Source organism: Nonomuraea sp. NPDC003727, assembly GCF_053586935.1.
Genome location: NZ_JBSFNE010000005.1, coordinates 324,961 through 341,597, shown reverse-complemented (window position 1 = coordinate 341,597; position 16,637 = coordinate 324,961). Strand labels below are relative to the sequence as shown.

At 70.5% G+C, this 16,637-nt stretch carries 18 protein-coding genes; 5 read left to right on the top strand and 13 right to left on the bottom strand.

The genetic code is table 11. From position 1 onward, the window contains the following. Window positions 1–3 precede the first annotated feature (3 nt). On the bottom strand, window positions 4–864 hold the full coding sequence (locus ACWDLG_RS15765) for a MurR/RpiR family transcriptional regulator (protein ID WP_449920306.1): 861 nt from the start codon (window positions 862–864) through the stop codon (window positions 4–6). An 81-nt stretch (window positions 865–945) separates the two neighbouring features. Here ACWDLG_RS15765 and ACWDLG_RS15760 point away from each other — a divergent pair, with 81 nt between their 5' ends. Continuing rightward, window positions 946–1,917: an N-acetylglucosamine kinase gene (locus ACWDLG_RS15760; RefSeq protein WP_449920304.1), complete on the top strand. Its 972-nt coding sequence runs from the start codon at window positions 946–948 to the stop codon at window positions 1,915–1,917. 74 nt (window positions 1,918–1,991) lie between these two features. Here the strand turns inward: ACWDLG_RS15760 and ACWDLG_RS15755 are convergent, their stop codons facing one another. Then, window positions 1,992–3,146 carry an acyl-CoA dehydrogenase family protein gene (locus tag ACWDLG_RS15755; protein ID WP_449920303.1) on the bottom strand — a complete coding sequence of 385 codons (1,155 nt, stop codon included), beginning with the start codon at window positions 3,144–3,146 and terminating at the stop codon, window positions 1,992–1,994. 124 nt (window positions 3,147–3,270) lie between these two features. Between ACWDLG_RS15755 and ACWDLG_RS15750 the strand changes: the two genes are divergently transcribed. Next, the gene (locus ACWDLG_RS15750; RefSeq protein ID WP_449920301.1) at window positions 3,271–4,584 is read left to right on the top strand and encodes a UDP-glucose dehydrogenase family protein; all 1,314 of its coding nucleotides are present in this window, start codon (window positions 3,271–3,273) and stop codon (window positions 4,582–4,584) included. A gap of 231 nt (window positions 4,585–4,815) precedes the next feature. Here the strand turns inward: ACWDLG_RS15750 and purE are convergent, their stop codons facing one another. Further along, on the bottom strand, window positions 4,816–5,313 hold the full coding sequence (gene purE / locus ACWDLG_RS15745) for a 5-(carboxyamino)imidazole ribonucleotide mutase (protein ID WP_449920299.1): 498 nt from the start codon (window positions 5,311–5,313) through the stop codon (window positions 4,816–4,818). Beyond that, window positions 5,310–6,461, bottom strand: a complete 1,152-nt coding sequence (locus ACWDLG_RS15740) for a 5-(carboxyamino)imidazole ribonucleotide synthase (protein WP_449920296.1) — start codon at window positions 6,459–6,461, stop codon at window positions 5,310–5,312. The genes purE and ACWDLG_RS15740 overlap by 4 nt, the downstream gene beginning before the upstream one ends. Window positions 6,462–6,773: 312 nt before the next feature. Here ACWDLG_RS15740 and ACWDLG_RS15735 point away from each other — a divergent pair, with 312 nt between their 5' ends. After that, window positions 6,774–7,262: a GtrA family protein gene (locus ACWDLG_RS15735; protein ID WP_449920293.1), complete on the top strand. Its 489-nt coding sequence runs from the start codon at window positions 6,774–6,776 to the stop codon at window positions 7,260–7,262. Between the two features lie 232 nt (window positions 7,263–7,494). On the opposite strand, the gene ACWDLG_RS15730 is transcribed toward ACWDLG_RS15735, so the two are convergent. The 9 genes from ACWDLG_RS15730 to ACWDLG_RS15690 form a co-directional block, all read right to left on the bottom strand. Continuing rightward, entirely contained in the window at window positions 7,495–8,769 is a 1,275-nt protein-coding gene (locus ACWDLG_RS15730; RefSeq protein WP_354906091.1) for an ATP-binding protein, read from the bottom strand. A 3-nt stretch (window positions 8,770–8,772) separates the two neighbouring features. Next, window positions 8,773–9,441, bottom strand: a complete 669-nt coding sequence (locus tag ACWDLG_RS15725) for a response regulator transcription factor (protein ID WP_043620820.1) — start codon at window positions 9,439–9,441, stop codon at window positions 8,773–8,775. A 457-nt stretch (window positions 9,442–9,898) separates the two neighbouring features. Next, window positions 9,899–10,378, bottom strand: coding sequence for a bacterioferritin (bfr, locus tag ACWDLG_RS15720; protein ID WP_354906092.1), 480 nt, complete (start codon window positions 10,376–10,378; stop codon window positions 9,899–9,901). Window positions 10,379–10,396: 18 nt separating this feature from the next. Beyond that, window positions 10,397–10,576, bottom strand: a complete 180-nt coding sequence (locus ACWDLG_RS15715; protein ID WP_354906094.1) for a (2Fe-2S)-binding protein — start codon at window positions 10,574–10,576, stop codon at window positions 10,397–10,399. A gap of 337 nt (window positions 10,577–10,913) precedes the next feature. Beyond that, on the bottom strand, window positions 10,914–11,510 hold the full coding sequence (locus ACWDLG_RS15710) for an MBL fold metallo-hydrolase (protein ID WP_354906096.1): 597 nt from the start codon (window positions 11,508–11,510) through the stop codon (window positions 10,914–10,916). Beyond that, the gene (locus tag ACWDLG_RS15705) at window positions 11,507–12,592 is read right to left on the bottom strand and encodes an S-(hydroxymethyl)mycothiol dehydrogenase (protein ID WP_449920288.1); all 1,086 of its coding nucleotides are present in this window, start codon (window positions 12,590–12,592) and stop codon (window positions 11,507–11,509) included. The genes ACWDLG_RS15710 and ACWDLG_RS15705 overlap by 4 nt, the downstream gene beginning before the upstream one ends. A 16-nt stretch (window positions 12,593–12,608) precedes the next feature. Next, the gene (locus ACWDLG_RS15700) at window positions 12,609–13,565 is read right to left on the bottom strand and encodes an adenylate/guanylate cyclase domain-containing protein (protein WP_449920286.1); all 957 of its coding nucleotides are present in this window, start codon (window positions 13,563–13,565) and stop codon (window positions 12,609–12,611) included. Between the two features lie 9 nt (window positions 13,566–13,574). After that, window positions 13,575–14,087: a PH domain-containing protein gene (locus tag ACWDLG_RS15695; protein WP_449920284.1), complete on the bottom strand. Its 513-nt coding sequence runs from the start codon at window positions 14,085–14,087 to the stop codon at window positions 13,575–13,577. Window positions 14,088–14,121: 34 nt separating this feature from the next. Continuing rightward, window positions 14,122–14,967 carry a biotin--[acetyl-CoA-carboxylase] ligase gene (locus ACWDLG_RS15690; RefSeq protein ID WP_449920281.1) on the bottom strand — a complete coding sequence of 282 codons (846 nt, stop codon included), beginning with the start codon at window positions 14,965–14,967 and terminating at the stop codon, window positions 14,122–14,124. A 168-nt stretch (window positions 14,968–15,135) separates the two neighbouring features. On the opposite strand from ACWDLG_RS15690, the gene fdhD reads away from it, so the two are divergent. Together fdhD and ACWDLG_RS15680 are read left to right on the top strand one after the other, a co-directional pair. Beyond that, on the top strand, window positions 15,136–15,963 hold the full coding sequence (fdhD, locus tag ACWDLG_RS15685) for a formate dehydrogenase accessory sulfurtransferase FdhD (protein ID WP_449920278.1): 828 nt from the start codon (window positions 15,136–15,138) through the stop codon (window positions 15,961–15,963). Window positions 15,964–16,047: 84 nt separating this feature from the next. Next, a complete protein-coding gene (locus tag ACWDLG_RS15680) occupies window positions 16,048–16,455 on the top strand; it encodes a peptidase inhibitor family I36 protein (protein ID WP_354906104.1) in 408 nt (135 codons plus the stop codon). Window positions 16,456–16,637 lie beyond the last annotated feature (182 nt).

The window sequence follows — 16,637 nt, the reverse complement described above, 5'->3', positions numbered from 1 at the left end:
AGATCAGTTCCTTTCGACTCGGTGGCCTTCCAGCGCCTGGATAGTGCGCCGGAAGGCTTCATTGGTGCGCTCCTGAGTGCGCTGGGCCACAGCGACGAAGAGCGTGTCCAGCACGTAGAGCTGGGAGTGCACGGCCTGGAGGCTGACCGGACGCAGCGTCACCTCGGGGCTGCCGGTGATCAGCGTGTGGTCCGCCAGCGTCGCCAGAGGCGAGCGCGGGAAGGAGGTGACCGCGACCGTGGTCGCGCCGTGGTCGCCCGCCTCCCCCACGATCTCCAGGACCTCACTCGTGCGGCCCTGGTGGGAGACGCCGATGACGACGTCGCCCGCGCGCAGCATCGCGGCGTCGGCCAACCCCTCGTGCGGGTCGGCGTGCGCCCAGCAGGGCAGTCCGATCCTGCGCAGGTGGCCGCCGATGAACTGGGCGACCACACCGCTGGAGGAGGAGCCGAACAGGATCACCCGGTTTGCCGCCACGACCGCGTCGGCGACCGCGACGACGGTGGCCGCGTCCAACTGGGCGGCGGTCTCCTGGATGAGGCGCGTGTCCGCGGCGGCCACCGACTGGATCACCGTCTCCACCGGGTCGTCCGGGCCGATCTCGTGGCCGACCGCGACGTCCCATTTGGCCTGCTCGGCACGGCCGGTCTCGGTGGCCAGCGCCACCCGCAGATCCGCGAAGCCGGCGAAGCCGAACTGGCGGCAGAAGCGGGTCACCGCGGCGGGCGAGGTGCCGCTCTGCTCGGCCAGCACCGGGCTGGTCACCCTGGTCACCGCGATGGGATCAGCCAGGATCGTCTGCCCGATCCGGCGAAGCGCCTCGGGTAGGCGGTCCAGCTCCGCCTGGATCCGACCAATGATCACGATAGATCCTTTCATTCCGAGCAAGTGTTGATGAAAGTTAGTATTGCCTCCAGGTCGCGTCAAGCCCCAAGATGTCGGGATATGGACCTGGTTCTCGGCATCGACGCGGGCGGCACATCATCCCGCTGCGCGGTCCACACCCTCGATGGGGACCCCGTCGGCTACGGCCGCTCCGGAGGCGGCAACCCCACCGCGCACGGCGCGGCCACCGCCCGGTCGAACCTCGCGTCGGCGGTACGTCAGGCGTTGGGCACCCGCGACCCGGCGTCGGTACGCGCGGCGGTGGCCGGCGTGGCCGGCTTCTCGGCCTCTCCCGGCGATCTGACCGAGCTCTGGTCCGCACTGGGACTCGGCGTGTCGCCCCGCGTGGTGGGGGACGTCGAGATCGCCTTCAGCGCCGGAACGGCGGCCCCTTCGGGAACGGCGCTGATCTCGGGGACGGGAGCGATCGCCGCGGACATCACGAACCGCTCGGCCGCAGCGGTCTCCGACGGCTACGGCTGGCTGCTCGGCGACACCGGCTCCGGCTTCTGGCTCGGCCGCCAGGCGGTCGGCAGGGTGCTCGACACGCTGCGCCACGGTGCGCCCCCGTACGGGAGTCTGGCGGAGATCGTGGTGGAACGGCTGCTGGAGACCACGGGAACGCCACTCGGTCCAGATCGGGTGGACCAGGTGATACGGGCGGTCCACGCCCGCGCGCCCCTGGCGCTCGCCGAGCTGGCACCGCTCGTCACCGCCGCGGCCGAAGCCGGGGACGCCGCCGCCGCGAACCTGATCACGCAGGCGGCCGGCCATCTGGTCGACACCGTCGCCAAGGTACGCGCGCGGGGGGAGACCAGCCCGATCGTCCTGGCGGGGAGCGTGCTGACCAGGGGTGGCCCGCTCGGCCACGCCGTACGGGACCGGTTGGCCCGGCACTGGCACGCCCCGGTGACGGTGGCGGGCGACGCGGCGTGCGCCGCCGCGTGGCTGGCCGCCCGCGACCTGGTCCCCGACCCCGACGCCCTGCACACCCGGATCATGCGGGCGCGTACCCACGGAACAGGGGGATAGTTCAGGAGGATCTTCGCGAACGCGCGAAACCCGGCCCCCTCACCGAAAGGAACCGGGTTTGCGCAGCTCAACCCCTACTTCAGGAGCTGCCTGGCCATGACCATGCGCTGGATCTGGTTGGTGCCCTCGTAGATCTGGGTGATCTTGGCGTCGCGCATCATCCGCTCGACCGGGAACTCGCGGGTGTACCCGTACCCGCCCAGCAGCTGCACCGCGTCGGTCGTGATCTCCATCGCCGCGTCGGAGGCCGCGCACTTGGCCGCGCTCGACAGGAACGTCAGGTCCTTCTGCGGCTGACCGTGCATCGCCAGCTCCGACTTGGCCGCCGCGTGGTAGGTCAGCTGGCGGGCCGCCTCCAGCTTCATCCCCATGTCCGCGATCATGAACTGCAGACCCTGGAACTCGGCGATCGCCTTGCCGAACTGCTTGCGCTCCTTCACGTACCCGATCGCGTAGTCGAGGGCGCCCTGGGCGATGCCCAGCGCCTGGGCGGCGATCGTGACGCGGGTGTGGTCGAGGGTCGCCAGGGCGGTCTTGAAGCCGGTCCCGGGCGCGCCGATCATGCGGGACGCCGGGATGCGCACGTCCTCGAGGATGACCTGGCGCGTCGGCGAGGCCTTGATGCCGAGCTTGCGCTCCTTGGGCCCGAAGGAGACGCCCTCGTCCGACTTCTCGACGACGAAGGCGGAGATGCCGCGCGCGCCCGCGGAGGGGTCGGTGACGGCCATGACCGTGTAGTACTCGGAGATGCCCGCGTTGGTGATCCACATCTTGACGCCGTTGAGGACGTAGTGGTCGCCGTCGAGGACCGCGCGGGTCTTCATGGCCGCCGCGTCGGATCCCGCCTCGGGCTCGGACAGGGCGTACGAGAACATCGCCTCACCCGTCGCGACCGGCCTCAGGTAAGCGGCCTTCAGTTCCTCCGAGGCCGACAGCAGCAGCGGGACGGTGCCCAGCTTGTTGACGGCGGGGATCAGCGACGAGGAGGCGCAGGCGCGGGCCACCTCCTCGATGACGATGACCGCGGCGAGCGCGTCGCCGCCCGCACCGCCGTACTCCTCGGGGACATGGATCGCGTGGAGGTCAGCGGCCACGAGCGACTTGTAGACGTCCCACGGGAACTCCTCGCGCTCGTCGGCCTCGGCGGCGCGGGGCGCGATCTTCTCAGCGGCGAGGGCACGGACGGTCTCGCGGAGCATCTCGTGCTCCTCGGTGAGGGCGTAGGTCATACCTCGAATACTAGGACGTCCAAGCATCTTGTTACCAGTCGGTACGATTTGTCGGTTTACCCAGGTGGCACAGTGGAAGTTACGGGGACCGGTAACATGCCTTGGCGATGAAAGGAGCTCACTCGTGCCATATCGCCTTACGGTGATCGGAACCGGGTATCTCGGCATCACTCACGCGGCCTGTATGGCGGACCTCGGCTTCGAGGTTCTCGGCCTTGACATCGACGCGGACAAGATCCGCCGGCTGCAGAGCGGTGAGCTGCCGATCCACGAACCCGGTCTGGAAGAGATCCTGAGGCGAGGGCTCGCGTCGGGACGGTTGCGCTTCACCACCTCCTACGAGGAGGCCGGCGCGTTCGGTGACGTTCATTTCCTCTGCCTGGGCACACCGCAGAAGCAGGGCGAATACGCCGCCGACGTGTCCTTCCTCGACGCGGCCGTCGAGTCGCTCGCGCCGTACCTGGAAAGGGAGTGCCTGGTCGTCGGTAAGTCGACGGTCCCCGTCGGCACCGCGGCCCGCCTGGCCGCCAAGCTCGCGCGCCTGGCGCCGGTCAACGCCGCCGCCGAACTGGCCTGGAACCCCGAGTTCCTGCGCGAGGGCTTCGCCGTCCAGGACACGCTCAAGCCCGACCGCATCGTCATCGGCGTCGCCTCCGCGCACGCCGAGAAGATCCTGCGCGAGGTTTACGAGCCGCTCGGCGACATCCCGATGGTGGTCACCGACTACCCGACGTCCGAGCTGGTCAAGAGCGCGGCCAACGCGTTCCTGGCCACCAAGATCTCCTTCATCAACGCGATGGCCGAGGTGTGTGAGGCCTCCCACGCCGACGTGCAGCAGCTGTCCAGGGCGCTGTCGTTCGACGACAGGATCGGCGGCCGCTTCCTCAACCCGGGCCTCGGGTTCGGCGGCGGCTGCCTGCCCAAGGACATCCGCGCGTTCATGGCGCGGGCCGGCGAGCTGGGCGCCGACCAGGCGCTGACGTTCCTGCGCGAGGTCGACGCCATCAACATGCGCCGGCGGGCGCGGATGGTCGACCTGGCACGGGAGCTGGCGGGCGGCTCGTTCCGCGGGTGCACGGTCGGCGTGCTGGGCGCGGCCTTCAAGCCGAACTCGGACGACATCCGCGACTCCCCCGCGCTCGACGTCGCCGTGACGATCGGGCAGCAGGGCGGGCAGGTCACCGTCTACGACCCGATCGCGCTGACCAACGCCCGCAAGGCGCACCCCGAGCTGTCCTACGGCGAGTCGGCGCTCGACGCGGTGCGCGGCGCCCACGTGGTGCTGCTGCTGACCGAGTGGCAGGAGTTCGTCGAGCTGGACCCGGAGGAGCTCGGCGAGGTGGTCGCCACCCGCAAGATCGTCGACGGGCGCAACGCGCTCAACTCCGAGGCCTGGCGCTCCGCCGGCTGGCACTACCGCGCCCTCGGCCGCCCGTAGTCCCTTTCGTTCCCCGGGCGGCGGCGCACCCTGCGCCCGCCGCCCGACGGCTTTCCGGCCGACGGCTTTCCGGCCGACGGCTTTCCCCCAGCGGCTTTCCGGCCGGCGGCTTTCCGGCCGGCGGCTTTCCGGCCGACCCTGCGCCCGCCGCCCGACGGCTTTCCCGCCGATCCTGCGCCCACGGGAGCCGCGGTGCCGCGCGGCGATCCGCGCTCGGCCACGACCGCTGAGCTAGCGGCCCATCTCCGCCGCCTCGGCGCGCAGCTTCTCGCCCTTGGCGTGCGCCTGGTCGCGCAGGGTCTCCTGGAAGGCCTCCATCCGCCCGCGCAGCGCCGCGTCGGAGGCGGCCAGAATGCGGACGGCCAGCAGCCCCGCGTTGCGCGCCCCGCCGATCGCGACCGTCGCCACGGGCACGCCCGCGGGCATCTGCACGATGGACAGCAGGGAGTCCATGCCGTCGAGGTACTTCAGCGGCACCGGCACACCGATCACCGGCAACGGCGTGACCGAGGCCAGCATGCCGGGCAGGTGCGCCGCGCCACCGGCGCCCGCGATGATCACCTGGACGCCGCGGGCCGCGGCCTGCCTGCCGTACTCGATCATCTCGGCCGGCATGCGGTGCGCGGAGACCACGTCGGCCTCGAACGGCACGCCGAACTCGGCCACGGCCTCCGCGGCCAGCCTCATGACCGGCCAGTCGGAGTCGCTGCCCATCACGATGCCGATCATGCGTACTCTCCGGTGGTGAGGTAGACGGCCGCGTGCTTGGCGCGGGCCCGCGCGTCGTCGAGGTCGGTGCCGAGAACGGTGACATGCCCGATCTTGCGCCCCGGCCGTACCTCCTTGCCGTAGAAGTGCACTTTGACGCCCGGGTCGTGGGCCATCACGTGCTCGTAGCGCTTGAAGATGGCGGGGTCGTCGCCGCCGAGCAGGTTCGCCATGACGACGTAGGGCGCGGCCAGCGAGGGTGAGCCGAGCGGCAGGTCGAGCACCGCCCGCAGGTGCTGCTCGAACTGTGAGGTGCGGGCGCCCTCGATCGTCCAGTGGCCGCTGTTGTGCGGACGCATGGCCAGCTCGTTGACCACGAGCCCGTCGGCCGTCTCGAACATCTCGACCGCCAGCAGGCCGGTCACGTCCAGCTCGTCGGCGATCTTCAGCGCGATGCGCTGGGCCTGGGCGGCGTCCTCGGGGTCGAGGTTCGGCGCGGGGGCCAGGACCTCGACGCAGATGCCGTTCTCCTGGACGGTCTCCACCACCGGATAGCTGACGCCCTGACCGTGGGGCGAGCGCGCGACCAGCACGGCCAGCTCCCGCTCGAACGGCACGAACGCCTCGGCGAGCAGCGCGACGCCGGTCGCGACCACCTCGGCGGCCTCGGCCGCGTCGGCGCACACCCACACGCCGCGACCGTCGTAGCCGCCCCTGACCGCCTTGAGCACGACCGGCCAGCCGTTCTCCCCGGCGAACTCCTCGACGTCGGCGACCGTCTCCACGGTCCGCCAGGCGGGGCACGGCGCGCCGAACTCGCTCAGCCGCCTGCGCATCTCCGCCTTGTCCTGGGCGTGGACCAGCGCGTCGGCACCGGGATGCACCTCGACGCCCTCGTCGGCCAGCGCCTTGATGTGCTCGGTCGGGACGTGCTCGTGGTCGAAGGTGACGGCGTCGCAGCCCGCGGCGAACTCGCGCAGGACGGCCAGATCACGGTAGTCGCCCAGCCTGGTGTCGACGATCACCTTGGCCGCGCTCTCGTCCCGCGCGTTGGCGAGGAGGCGCAGCTCGACACCGAGCGGGATGGCGGCCTGCTGCATCATGCGGGCCAGCTGGCCCGCCCCGACAACGCCCACCACGGGGCCGACATGCGAAGAGGTGCTGCTCACGTGCCCGAAGCATACCGTCCGGCGGAACCTCGGTCCCCGCGACCTGCGCGCCGGCGTAAGGGTGGTCGCGCGCCGTCCGTCGCGGAACGCCTGTCCGCGCGACCTGCGCGCCGGCGTAACGGCCAGGCGGTTCACACAACCGCCATGAGACGATATTTCAAGAAATGCTGGTTGAGCGTGTGCGATGCATGGTGCTCTGGGTAGCTTTGCAGGGTCTTCGCGCCCGGCCGCCACCCGTGGCCGGTAACCTGGTGCCGTCGGAGCCGGCTCGAGGGTGCGGCTGGCGAACCCGGAAAGGACCGTGCAGGAGACGTGGAGTTCCTCAAACGCGCCTACAGCCGGGTCGTCCACCTGATCCATGAGCTCGCGAAGTTCGGGACGATCGGTGGCATCGCCTTCTTCGTCGACATGGGGGCGACCAACCTCTTCCGGTTCGGCTTCGGCTGGGGTCCGCTGGTCTCCGCGGTGCTGGCAACCTGCATCTCGGCGACGTTCGCCTACATCGGCAACCGCTACTGGACCTTCCGGGACCGGGAGCAGAGCGGGCTGGCCAGGGAGTACGCGCTGTTCTTCCTGCTCAACGGGATCGGGCTGCTGATCGCGCTGATCTGCATCGGGTTCACGACCTACACGCTGGGCCTGCAGGACCCGCTCAGCTACAACATCGCCAAGATCGTCGGCGTCGCGTTCGGCACGCTGTTCCGGTTCTGGTCCTACAAGCGGTGGGTCTTCCTCGCTCCCGAGGACCCGCCCGTCGAGCCCGCGACCGGCCTGCCCGAGGCCGTCTCCCCCCGACGCTAGCCCTCCCCCGGACTCCGGCTGCCCGGAATCACCCGCCCCCGGACGTCGCCTCCCCGAAGATCCGGACGCCGGGCCGTGAGCCAGTCAGCCCCACTGCCCCGCCCTCCGGCGTCGAGCCGGTCTCCGGCGCTCCGGCGGCCCGGGCGCCGGTCTTCGCCGCACGAAACGGGCCCGGGCGCCGCCCCCTCCATGACCTGCCGTTCCATGGCGGCGCGCCCGGGTGTCGAGCGGTTCAGGCCGGGCCGGTCACCACGCGGCGGCTCGGGTTGTCGGCCGGGCGCAGGAAGATCGCGAACACCGCCGGCCTGCGGCGCACGAGTTCGAGCCGCCCGCCGTCCGCGGCGGCCAGCGCGCGGGCCAGCGTGAGCCCGAGGCCGGTGCCGCCGCCACCGCTGACGTTCCGTTCGAAGACCTTGGGCGCGATCTCGTCGGAGATGCCGGGCCCTTCGTCGGCCACCTCGATGACGATGTAGTTGTCGCTGCTGCTGGTCGACACCGAGACGGCGCCGCCGCCGTGCTGGATGGAGTTCTCCAGCAGCGAGGCGATGACCTGGCCGAGACCGCCGCCGGTGGCGAGGGCCTTGAGGCCGCGGGCACCGCCGAGGGACAGCGACCGGCCGGCGCGGCGGAAGGCGGGCTCCCACTCGGTGACCTGCTGGACGAGGACCTCGTCGACGGAGATCGGCTCGGCCTGGGCGATCCGCTGGCGGCGGGCGGCGGCAAGCAGCTCGTCGATGACCGCGGTGAGGCGTTCGGCCTGGATGATGGCGGCCTCGCCCTCCTCGCGGACGATCGCGGGATCGTGGGAGGCGGCGACGATCTCCTCCAGGCGCATGGTGAGCCCGGTGAGGGGGGTGCGCAGCTGGTGGGAGGCGTCGGTGGCGAACTCGCGCTCGCGGGTGATCAGGTCGGAGATGCGGGTGGCGCTGCGGTCGAGCACCTCGGCGACGCGGTCGAGCTCGGGGATGCCGTAGCGGTGCTTGCTGGGCCGAGCGTCTCCGGAACCCAGCCGGTCAGCGATCTTGGCGAGGTCCTGCAGGGGAAGGGTGAGCCGGCGGGACTGCACGATGGCGAGACCCACCGCGACCGCGAGTGCCGCGGCGGCCAGTGCCACGATGAGGAGCAGGCGAGCACGAACGTCTCGCTCCACCTGGTCCCTGTCGCGGCTCACCCTGACGTAGATGCCGCTGTCCGACTTGGCTTCCTCGTGCATGGAGTGGCCGGACGGCGGGGAGGCGCCGACGACGGTAGCCGTCGGCGGGTTGCCGTTCACATAGATCTGGATGTATCGGTCCGGATACTTCTGTTTCAGCTGCTGCGGGTCGAGCGGTGTCTCCTGGATGCGGGCGTATTCCACCTCACCCACGAGGCGGGTCGCCTCCGCCCTCAGCTGCTGGTTGGCGTCCTCGACGATCAGCCGGCTGACCACCACGCCCAGGGGCACCCCGAGCAGGAGGACCGCGATGACCGCGACGACCAGGGTGGAGGAGAGTAGGCGGCGGCGCACTGCCTACTCTCGCTCGAATCGGAAGCCGACTCCCCTGACAGTGGTGATGTAGCGCGGCTTGGCGGCATCGTCGCCGAGCTTGCGCCGGAGCCAGGAGATGTGCATGTCGAGGGTCTTGGTGGAACCCCACCAGTTGGTGTCCCAGACTTCACGCATGATCTGTTCGCGGGTGACGACCTTGCCGGCGTCGCGCACGAGGACGCGCAGCAGGTCGAACTCCTTGGTGGTCAGGTGGAGCTCCTTCTCGCCCATCCACGCGCGACGGGAGTCGGCGTCGATGCGGACTCCCTGGACGACAGGGGTCTCGGACGTGCCGCGCCGGAGCAGCGCCCGGACGCGGGCGAGGAGTTCGGCGAGGCGGAAGGGCTTGGTGACGTAGTCGTCGGCACCGGCGTCGAGGCCGACGACGGTGTCGACTTCGTCGACGCGTGCGGTGAGGATGAGCACCGGCGTGCCGTGCCCTTCGGCGCGGATCCGGCGGGCGACCTCGAGGCCGTCCATCTCGGGCAGGCCAAGGTCGAGAACGATGAGGTCGATGCCTCCCGACAGAGCCCTCTCGAGGGCCTGCGGGCCGTCGGGGCTCACCTCAACCTGGTAGCCCTCGCGGCGCAGGGCGCGCGCGAGTGGCTCGGAAATCGAGGTGTCATCCTCGGCGAGAAGTACGCAGGTCATGAAGCGATCGTAGGACCTTAGGCGATCGTTTCCCGGGCACAGCGCGCGGTTTGACTCGCGTTTGACCTATCTATTGACCTGGGCAAACGCTGATAAATGACGGCTAGTGCGGGTTTAATGCCCCACACATTCCCCGGTCTCCAGCGTCCGCTCTTGTCTGCGGTACGGCAAGCCCCCGTCCCTCCCTCCGGTACGGCAAGCCGTCCCACGGCCACCGTGGTCACCGCAGGCCGTCCGTCCTTCACGCCACTCCCGCGGACTCCGCTTCCCGCCGCTACGCCGTCCGGAAGCGCCTGGTTTGCCCGGACGGCTGGACGGCGGCCCGAGGGAGGCCGGACCGGCGTGTCGGGGCCGAAAGTAAAACCGACATGTCACGCATAGCAGACCCAAGGCAGCCGAACGCCCGCCGGAACGGACGTCACGGCGGGCGGGGCGGCCTGGTGCGACCTGGTGCGGGCTAGTCGGACGGCGGCTCGGCGTAGCGGGCGAGGTAGAGCTGCTCGCCCAGGCTCTGGATGAGCCCCAGCTCGGTCTCGAGGTAGTCGATGTGCTGCTCTTCGTCCTCGAGGATGTCCTCGAAGAGGCGGGCGGAGGTCGTGTCGCCCTTCTCGCGCATCAGCTGGATGGCCGGCTTGAGCCGGTTGACCACGCTCAGCTCGACCTCGAGGTCGGCCCTGAGCTGCTCCTCCACGGTCTGGCCGATGTGGAGGGTGCCGAGCCGCTGGTAGTTGGGCAGTCCTTCGAGAAAGAGGATGCGGTCGGTGAGCCTCTCGGCATGGCGCATCTCGTCGATCGACTCGTCGCGCGTGTGCTTGGCCAGCCTCGTGTATCCCCAGTTCTCCTGCATCTTCGCGTGCAGGAAGTACTGGTTGATAGCGGTGAGCTCCGCGGTCAGCTGCTCGTTGAGCAGCTCGATGATCTGCTTGTCGCCCTGCATTGAACTGGGCCCCTCGTGCTATGCGGTCGGAATCAGGTCCTCGGACCGCTTCAGGATCGCACAGATCTTGCGAACGCAAGAGGCACAGTCGCTGCCGGCACCCGTGGTGTCGCGGATCTGCCGTGCACTCTTGGCGCCCGCGGCGATGCAGTCGTGGACCTCGTTCTCGGTCACGGCTCGGCAGACGCATACGTACATTGGGGGACAGACCTCTCGCAGGAACGGAGCCTTAAGGTTAGGCACACCTAAGATAACTCACGTTGGTTAGGCTTGCCTACATGAGGTGCGACACAGGCATAAATCCCCCATAAGAGGACATTGCTCCTCCAGGGATAGGTTTCGCCAGGTAGCGAGCCGGCTACGCAGCGCCCGGCCGGCGCCCTCATGATCCCCGTCGGCTCTCGCGCGATCCGGCACGCATGCGTACCCGTCACCGGCGGCACACGCCGGCCCACGACGTCCGCGCCGCGCGGCGTGCGCCTCCGGAGGGAGGTGCCACTCCCCCCGGAGGTGTGGAGAGGGACTCAGGAAGCCCCTAGAAGGACGCGCTCTCCGCGCCGATGGTGGTGGAGGCGCCGTGCCCGGTGTGGACGACGGTCTCCTTCGGCAGCGGCAGCAGCCTGGTCCTGATCGAGTCGACCAGCGTCTCCCTGGAGGAGAACGACCTGCCGGTCGCGCCGGGACCGCCCTCGAACAGCGTGTCGCCGGTGAAGACCGCGCCGAGCTCGGGCGCGTAGAGGCACACCGCGCCCGGCGCGTGCCCCGGCGTGTGGATGACCTGGAGCTCCACCCCGCCCGCCGACAGCACCTGCCCGTCCTCCAGCGGCCGGTACGGCACCGCGTCGCCGTACTCCATCTCCCACAGCGGCTGGTCGGCGGGATGCAGCAGGATCGGCGCGCCCGTCAGCTCCGACAGCGCGGCGGCGGCGTTGATGTGGTCGTTGTGGGCGTGGGTGCAGACGATCGCCGTGACGGTCCTGCCGCCCACCCGCTCGGCGATCCTGTCGGCGGAGTGGGCCGCGTCGATGACGACCACCGAGCGGGCGTCGCCGACCAGCCAGACGTTGTTGTCGACATCCCAGGTGCCGCCGTCGAGGGAGAACGTGCCCGAGGTGATGACCCTGTCGATCACAGCGTCACCACCGAGCGCAGGACCTCGCCCCTGTGCATCCGGGCGAAAGCGTCCTCGACCTGGTCGAGGGCGATGGTCTCCGACACGAACCGGTCGAGCGGGAGCCGTCCCTGCAGGTAGAGGTCGATGAGCATGGGGAAGTCGCGGGAGGGCAGGCAGTCGCCGTACCAGGAGGACTTCAGCGCGCCGCCGCGGCCGAAGACGTCCAGCAGGGGCAGCTCCAGCCGCATGTCCGGCGTCGGCACGCCCACCAGGACGACGACGCCCGCCAGGTCGCGGGCGTAGAAGGCCTGCTCGTAGGTCTCGGGGCGGCCGACCGCCTCGATGACGACGTCGGCGCCGAACCCGCCGGTCAGCTCACGGACGGCGGCGACGGGGTCCTGCGTGCGCGAGTTCACGACGTCGGTGGCGCCGAAGTCGCGGGCCCAGCCCAGCTTCCGGTCGTCGACGTCGATCGCGATGATCTTCGAGGCTCCGGCGAGGGAGGCGCCCAGGATGGCCGCGTCGCCGACGCCGCCACAGCCGATGACGGCCACGCTGTCGCCGCGCGAGACGTTGCCCGTGTTGAGCGCGGCGCCGAGGCCCGCCATCACGCCGCAGCCGAGCAGGCCGGCCACCTCGGGCGGCGCCTCGGCGGACACCTTGGTGCACTGCCCCGCCGCGACCAGCGTCTTCTCGATGAACGCGCCGATGCCGAGCGCGGGGCTGAGCTCGGTGCCGTCCTTCAGCGTCATCTTCTGCGCGGCGTTGTGGGTGGCGAAGCAGTACCAGGGCCGGCCGCGCAGGCAGGCGCGGCAGTTGCCGCAGACCGCGCGCCAGTTGAGGATCACGTAGTCGCCGGGCGCCAGGCCGGTGACCCCCTCCCCGACCGCCTCGACGACACCGGCGGCCTCGTGACCGAGCAGGAACGGGTAGTCGTCGCTGATGCCGCCCTCCCGGTAGTGGAGGTCGGTGTGGCAGACCCCGCACGCCTTCACGGCCACGACCGCCTCGCCCGGCCCCGGATCCGGCACCAGCACCGTCTCGACGGTGACGTCCTGCCCCTTACCTCGGGCGACGACGCCCTGAACTTCGTACGGCATGCCGCTCATCATCCGCTCAGGACGAAGATCTTCGCAAGACATACGGCTGCACCACGCCGAGCCCTCGTGCGGGCCGGCGGCGAATCCTGTGCAGATCGACGTTCTCGCCTTCCAGCCCGTCGGCCAGCTCGGCGTCGATGACGATGGTGCCCGGCCGCGCGATGGCCGTCAGCCTGGCGGCCAGGTTGACGGTCGTGCCGAACACGTCGCCCATCATCGGCAGCACGGGACCGTAGGCCATGCCGATGCGCAGCTCCCCCGTCTCGACGAGGTCCAGCGCGATCTCGGCGGCCTGCGCGGGCGTGGGCGCGGTGAACAGCACCTCGTCGCCCAGCGTCTTGACCAGCCGGGCGCCGTGGGCGGCGACCACGTCGGCGGCGCGCGACTCGAACCCCTCGACGAGCTCGGCCAGCTCCCGCTCCGACAGCTCCCTCGACCGCCGGGTGAAGGAGACGAGGTCGGCGAAGCCCACGGCCATCGACACGCGGGTGAGGACCCGCTCGTCGTTGATGTCGGCCATCGCGAGCAGGCGGGTGCCGGCCGCGGCCAGCTGGGCCCGCCAGACGTGCACGAGCACCTGCTCGAAGTCGGGAAGAAGCCGCTGTGACGTCTCCAGGATCCTGGCGAGGTCGCCGTCGGACGGCTTCTCGCCCGGCATCAGCGCCCCGATCATGATCTCGGCCTGCCACTGGGCGAGCCGCGCGGTGGTCTGGCCCAGCGCCCTGGCCAGGCGGATCACCGTGGGCTCGTCGAGCAGGCCGCTGTCGAGCATCGTGCGCACCCTGCGCAGCGTGACCACGTCGGCGTCGGAGAAGGCGACGGCGTCGTCGGCGAGCGTCGCGAACCCGAGCGCGCGCCAGATCCGCTCGGCCAGCTCCTGCGACACGCCCGCCCCGCCGGCCACCTCGCTCCTGGTGTAGCGGGCGGTGGTGCCGACCAGCAGGCGTTCGATCTCCTCCGCCGTGGGCCTCATCGCGCAGGTCTACTTTCCGTCGACGGCACCGTCGGAGACGTCCTCGACGGCGCGGAACAGGTCCGCCCGCACATCCTGGATCTTCGGGATGTCGCGCAGCGCGAGCTGGCCCTGGTCGCTGGCCGACTCGACGGTCAGCGTGCCGCAGCCCAGGATGCGCTCGACGAATGACTGGTCGGAGCTGACCGAGTTGACCTTGGTGAGGGGGATCTCGTCGGTCGACTTGTTCAGCACGCCGGTGCTGATCGTGAACCGGTGCGTGGTGAGCACGTAGCCGGTGTTCTTCCACTGCAGGTAGGGGACGAACGACCAGATCGTCAGCAGGATGACCGCGATGACGATCACCGTCGCCCTGCCGTAGAACGCGAACTCCCAGTCGCCGGGGATCAGGTAGAGGCCCGCGCCCATGGCGGCGAGGATGAGCACGAGCGCGACCGCGGGCCCGACGAGCCGCTTCCAGTGCGGGTGGAACGACCGGATGCGGCGTTCGCCCTGAGTCAGGTGGTGATCCGGGAGAGTCATGGCAGAAATCGTGGCACGGACCCCTCGCCGAACGCTATGACGACGGGCGAACGTGGACCACGTCCCCCGCGCTGAGCGTCTGCTCGCCGACCTGCAGTCGCCCGGACGGGTCGATGCCCGTGGCCGTGCCGGTCAGCGTGCGCTCGCCGGGCAGCTCCACCCGCACCTCGCGGCCGATCGTGGCGCTCGAGGCCTGGTAGGCGGCGCGCAGGCCCGCGGCGTCGGGGTCGCCGCCGACCGCGATCCAGTCGCGGTAGTGGGTCTCGATCTCCCGCAGGATGGCCCTGATCAGGGGATCCCGGTCGGTGCCTCTGGCGCGCTCCCGGTCGGGCTCGGCCGTGGAGGCGCCGAGCTCGATGGCGATGGAGGTGGCGGTCTCGACGGGCAACTCCTCGGGGCGGAGCGAGACGTTCAGCCCCATGCCGATGATCACCGCGCCGTCCTCGATCCGCTCGGCCAGGATGCCCGCCAGCTTCCGATCGCCGACCAGCAGGTCGTTCGGCCACTTCAGCCTGACGTCCAGCTCGGCGACACGCCGGACGGCGGAGGCGGCGGCCACGCCGAACAGCAGCGACAGCCAGCCCTGCCGGGAGGGCGGCACGCCGGGGCGCAGGAGCACGGAGAAGGTGAGCCCGGACCGGGGTGGCGCGTTCCAGGTCCTGCCCAGCCTGCCCCTGCCCTTGACCTGCGTCTCGGCGATCAGCACCGTGCCCTCCGGCGCACCCGCCCTGGCACGCTCGGTGAGGTCCGCGTTGGTGGAGCCGGTACGGTCCACGACGGCGATCTCGGTCCACAGGCCGCCGGGCCTGACCAGGGCGCGGCTGAGCGCCGCCTGGTTCAGCGGCGGGCGGTCGAGGTCGGTGAAAGGTGAGTCGGACACCTGTCCATCCTCTCCCATCGCCCTGCGCCGCTGTATCGGGGCGCACCACAACCTTTCCCCAAGGTCGTGCGCCCCTGACCACTCCGACGGACCTCCGGCGGCAGCCTCGCCGGCTCGACGGCGGGGACGGGGCGACCTCGGCGAACGGTCCTGCGTAGGGTACGAAAGGTGACAACGCCCACCACGCGCGCCCAGATCACCGTCCTGTCCGGGAAGACCGCCCGGGATCGGCGCGATCACCTCGCCACCGAGGAACCCATGGAGATCCGCGTCACCTCCCCGGGTGGCGAGCGCAGGACCGTGGCGATCACCATGCGCACGCCCGGCCACGACTTCGAGCTGGCGGCCGGGTTCCTGCACGGCGAGGGGGTGGCCGGGCGTGGCGAGATCAGAGCCATCGGCTACTGCACCGACGAGGACGTGCCGCCGGAGGCCCGCTACAACACCGTCACGGTGGCGCTGGACCGCCCGATTCCCGACCTGCCGGCCCTCGACCGGCACTTCGTCACCTCCAGCGCCTGCGGGGTCTGCGGCTCGGCCAGCCTCGACGCGCTGCGCGACCGCTGCCGCCCGCTGCCGCAGGGGGAGCTGTCGATCACCCCCGAGACCCTGTACGGCATGCCGCACCGGCTCAGGGAGGCTCAGGGCGGCTTCGGCAAGACCGGTGGCCTGCACGCGGCCGGGCTGTTCTCGGCCGACGGCGCGCTGGTGGCGCTCAGGGAGGACGTCGGCAGGCACAACGCGGTCGACAAGCTGGTCGGATGGGCGTCCCTGACCGGCGCGGACCTGGCCGGGCACGTGCTGATGGTCAGCGGCAGGGCCAGCTACGAGATCATGCAGAAGGCGCTGGCCGCCGGCATCCCGATGGTGTGCGCGGTGTCGGCGCCGTCGTCGCTGGCGGTGGAGCTGGCCAGGGAGTTCGGGATGACGCTGGTCGGGTTCCTGCGCGAGGAGCGGTGCAACGTCTACGCCGGCAGGGAGCGCATCGCCCTCTAGCCGTTCGCGGCCCCTTCTCCCGCAAGATCGGGTCATGTATGGTCGTGGCGTTCGCCGAAGAAAAGTTTCAGGTAAGGAGAGGTAGTGGACAAGAAGCTTCACATGCTGGCGTTTCCCATCGCGGCCGTTGCGCTGTCCATCCTGCCCACCACTCCCGCCCACGCCGCCGACGGCTACGACCGCTGCCGCGCCGGCTACTACTGCATGTTCTCCGGCCTCGACGGCACGGGTGACATCATCGAGATCCAGGCCAACACGCCGGATCTCGCCGCTTTGAACATGGCCGACCGGGCCAAGTCCGACTGGAACCGTACGAGTTCGATCATCCACCTGTACTCCGAGGCAAACTACGGCGGCTGCTCGGCGGTGACCTCTCCGGGCGGCAAGGGCAACTTCTTCAGCACCTACCGCGACTTCTTCGACTCCGTCCGGATCGGTGGCCCGAACGGTCCCTCCTGCTACGAGCCCGAGGTCCTGGTGAAGGCCCACTGACACAGGCGGAGAACGGCCCGGCATGGCGAGATGCCGGGCCGTTCTTCTGTGGGCACCCGTGGCGGGTGTCCGGGGGCTCCGCGTCCACGGCTACCCGCGCGTCCCTGGCGATCCGAAGGGCGAAGGCGGGGACGACTTTGGTCGGATGCGCGAGGGCCCGAGGTTCGATGTGCCGTGCCGCG

Excerpts from the sequence above, each read along its gene's own strand:
- ACWDLG_RS15760 (WP_449920304.1), top strand. The coding sequence starts at position 946 with ATGGACCTGGTTCTCGGCATCGACGCGGGCGGCACATCATCCCGCTGC.
- ACWDLG_RS15755 (WP_449920303.1), bottom strand. The coding sequence starts at position 3,146 with ATGACCTACGCCCTCACCGAGGAGCACGAGATGCTCCGCGAGACCGTC.
- purE (WP_449920299.1), bottom strand. The coding sequence starts at position 5,313 with ATGATCGGCATCGTGATGGGCAGCGACTCCGACTGGCCGGTCATGAGG.
- ACWDLG_RS15725 (WP_043620820.1), bottom strand. The coding sequence starts at position 9,441 with ATGACCTGCGTACTTCTCGCCGAGGATGACACCTCGATTTCCGAGCCA.
- bfr (WP_354906092.1), bottom strand. The coding sequence starts at position 10,378 with ATGCAGGGCGACAAGCAGATCATCGAGCTGCTCAACGAGCAGCTGACC.
- ACWDLG_RS15715 (WP_354906094.1), bottom strand. The coding sequence starts at position 10,576 with ATGTACGTATGCGTCTGCCGAGCCGTGACCGAGAACGAGGTCCACGAC.
- ACWDLG_RS15705 (WP_449920288.1), bottom strand. The coding sequence starts at position 12,592 with ATGCCGTACGAAGTTCAGGGCGTCGTCGCCCGAGGTAAGGGGCAGGAC.
- ACWDLG_RS15700 (WP_449920286.1), bottom strand. The coding sequence starts at position 13,565 with ATGAGGCCCACGGCGGAGGAGATCGAACGCCTGCTGGTCGGCACCACC.
- ACWDLG_RS15695 (WP_449920284.1), bottom strand. The coding sequence starts at position 14,087 with ATGACTCTCCCGGATCACCACCTGACTCAGGGCGAACGCCGCATCCGG.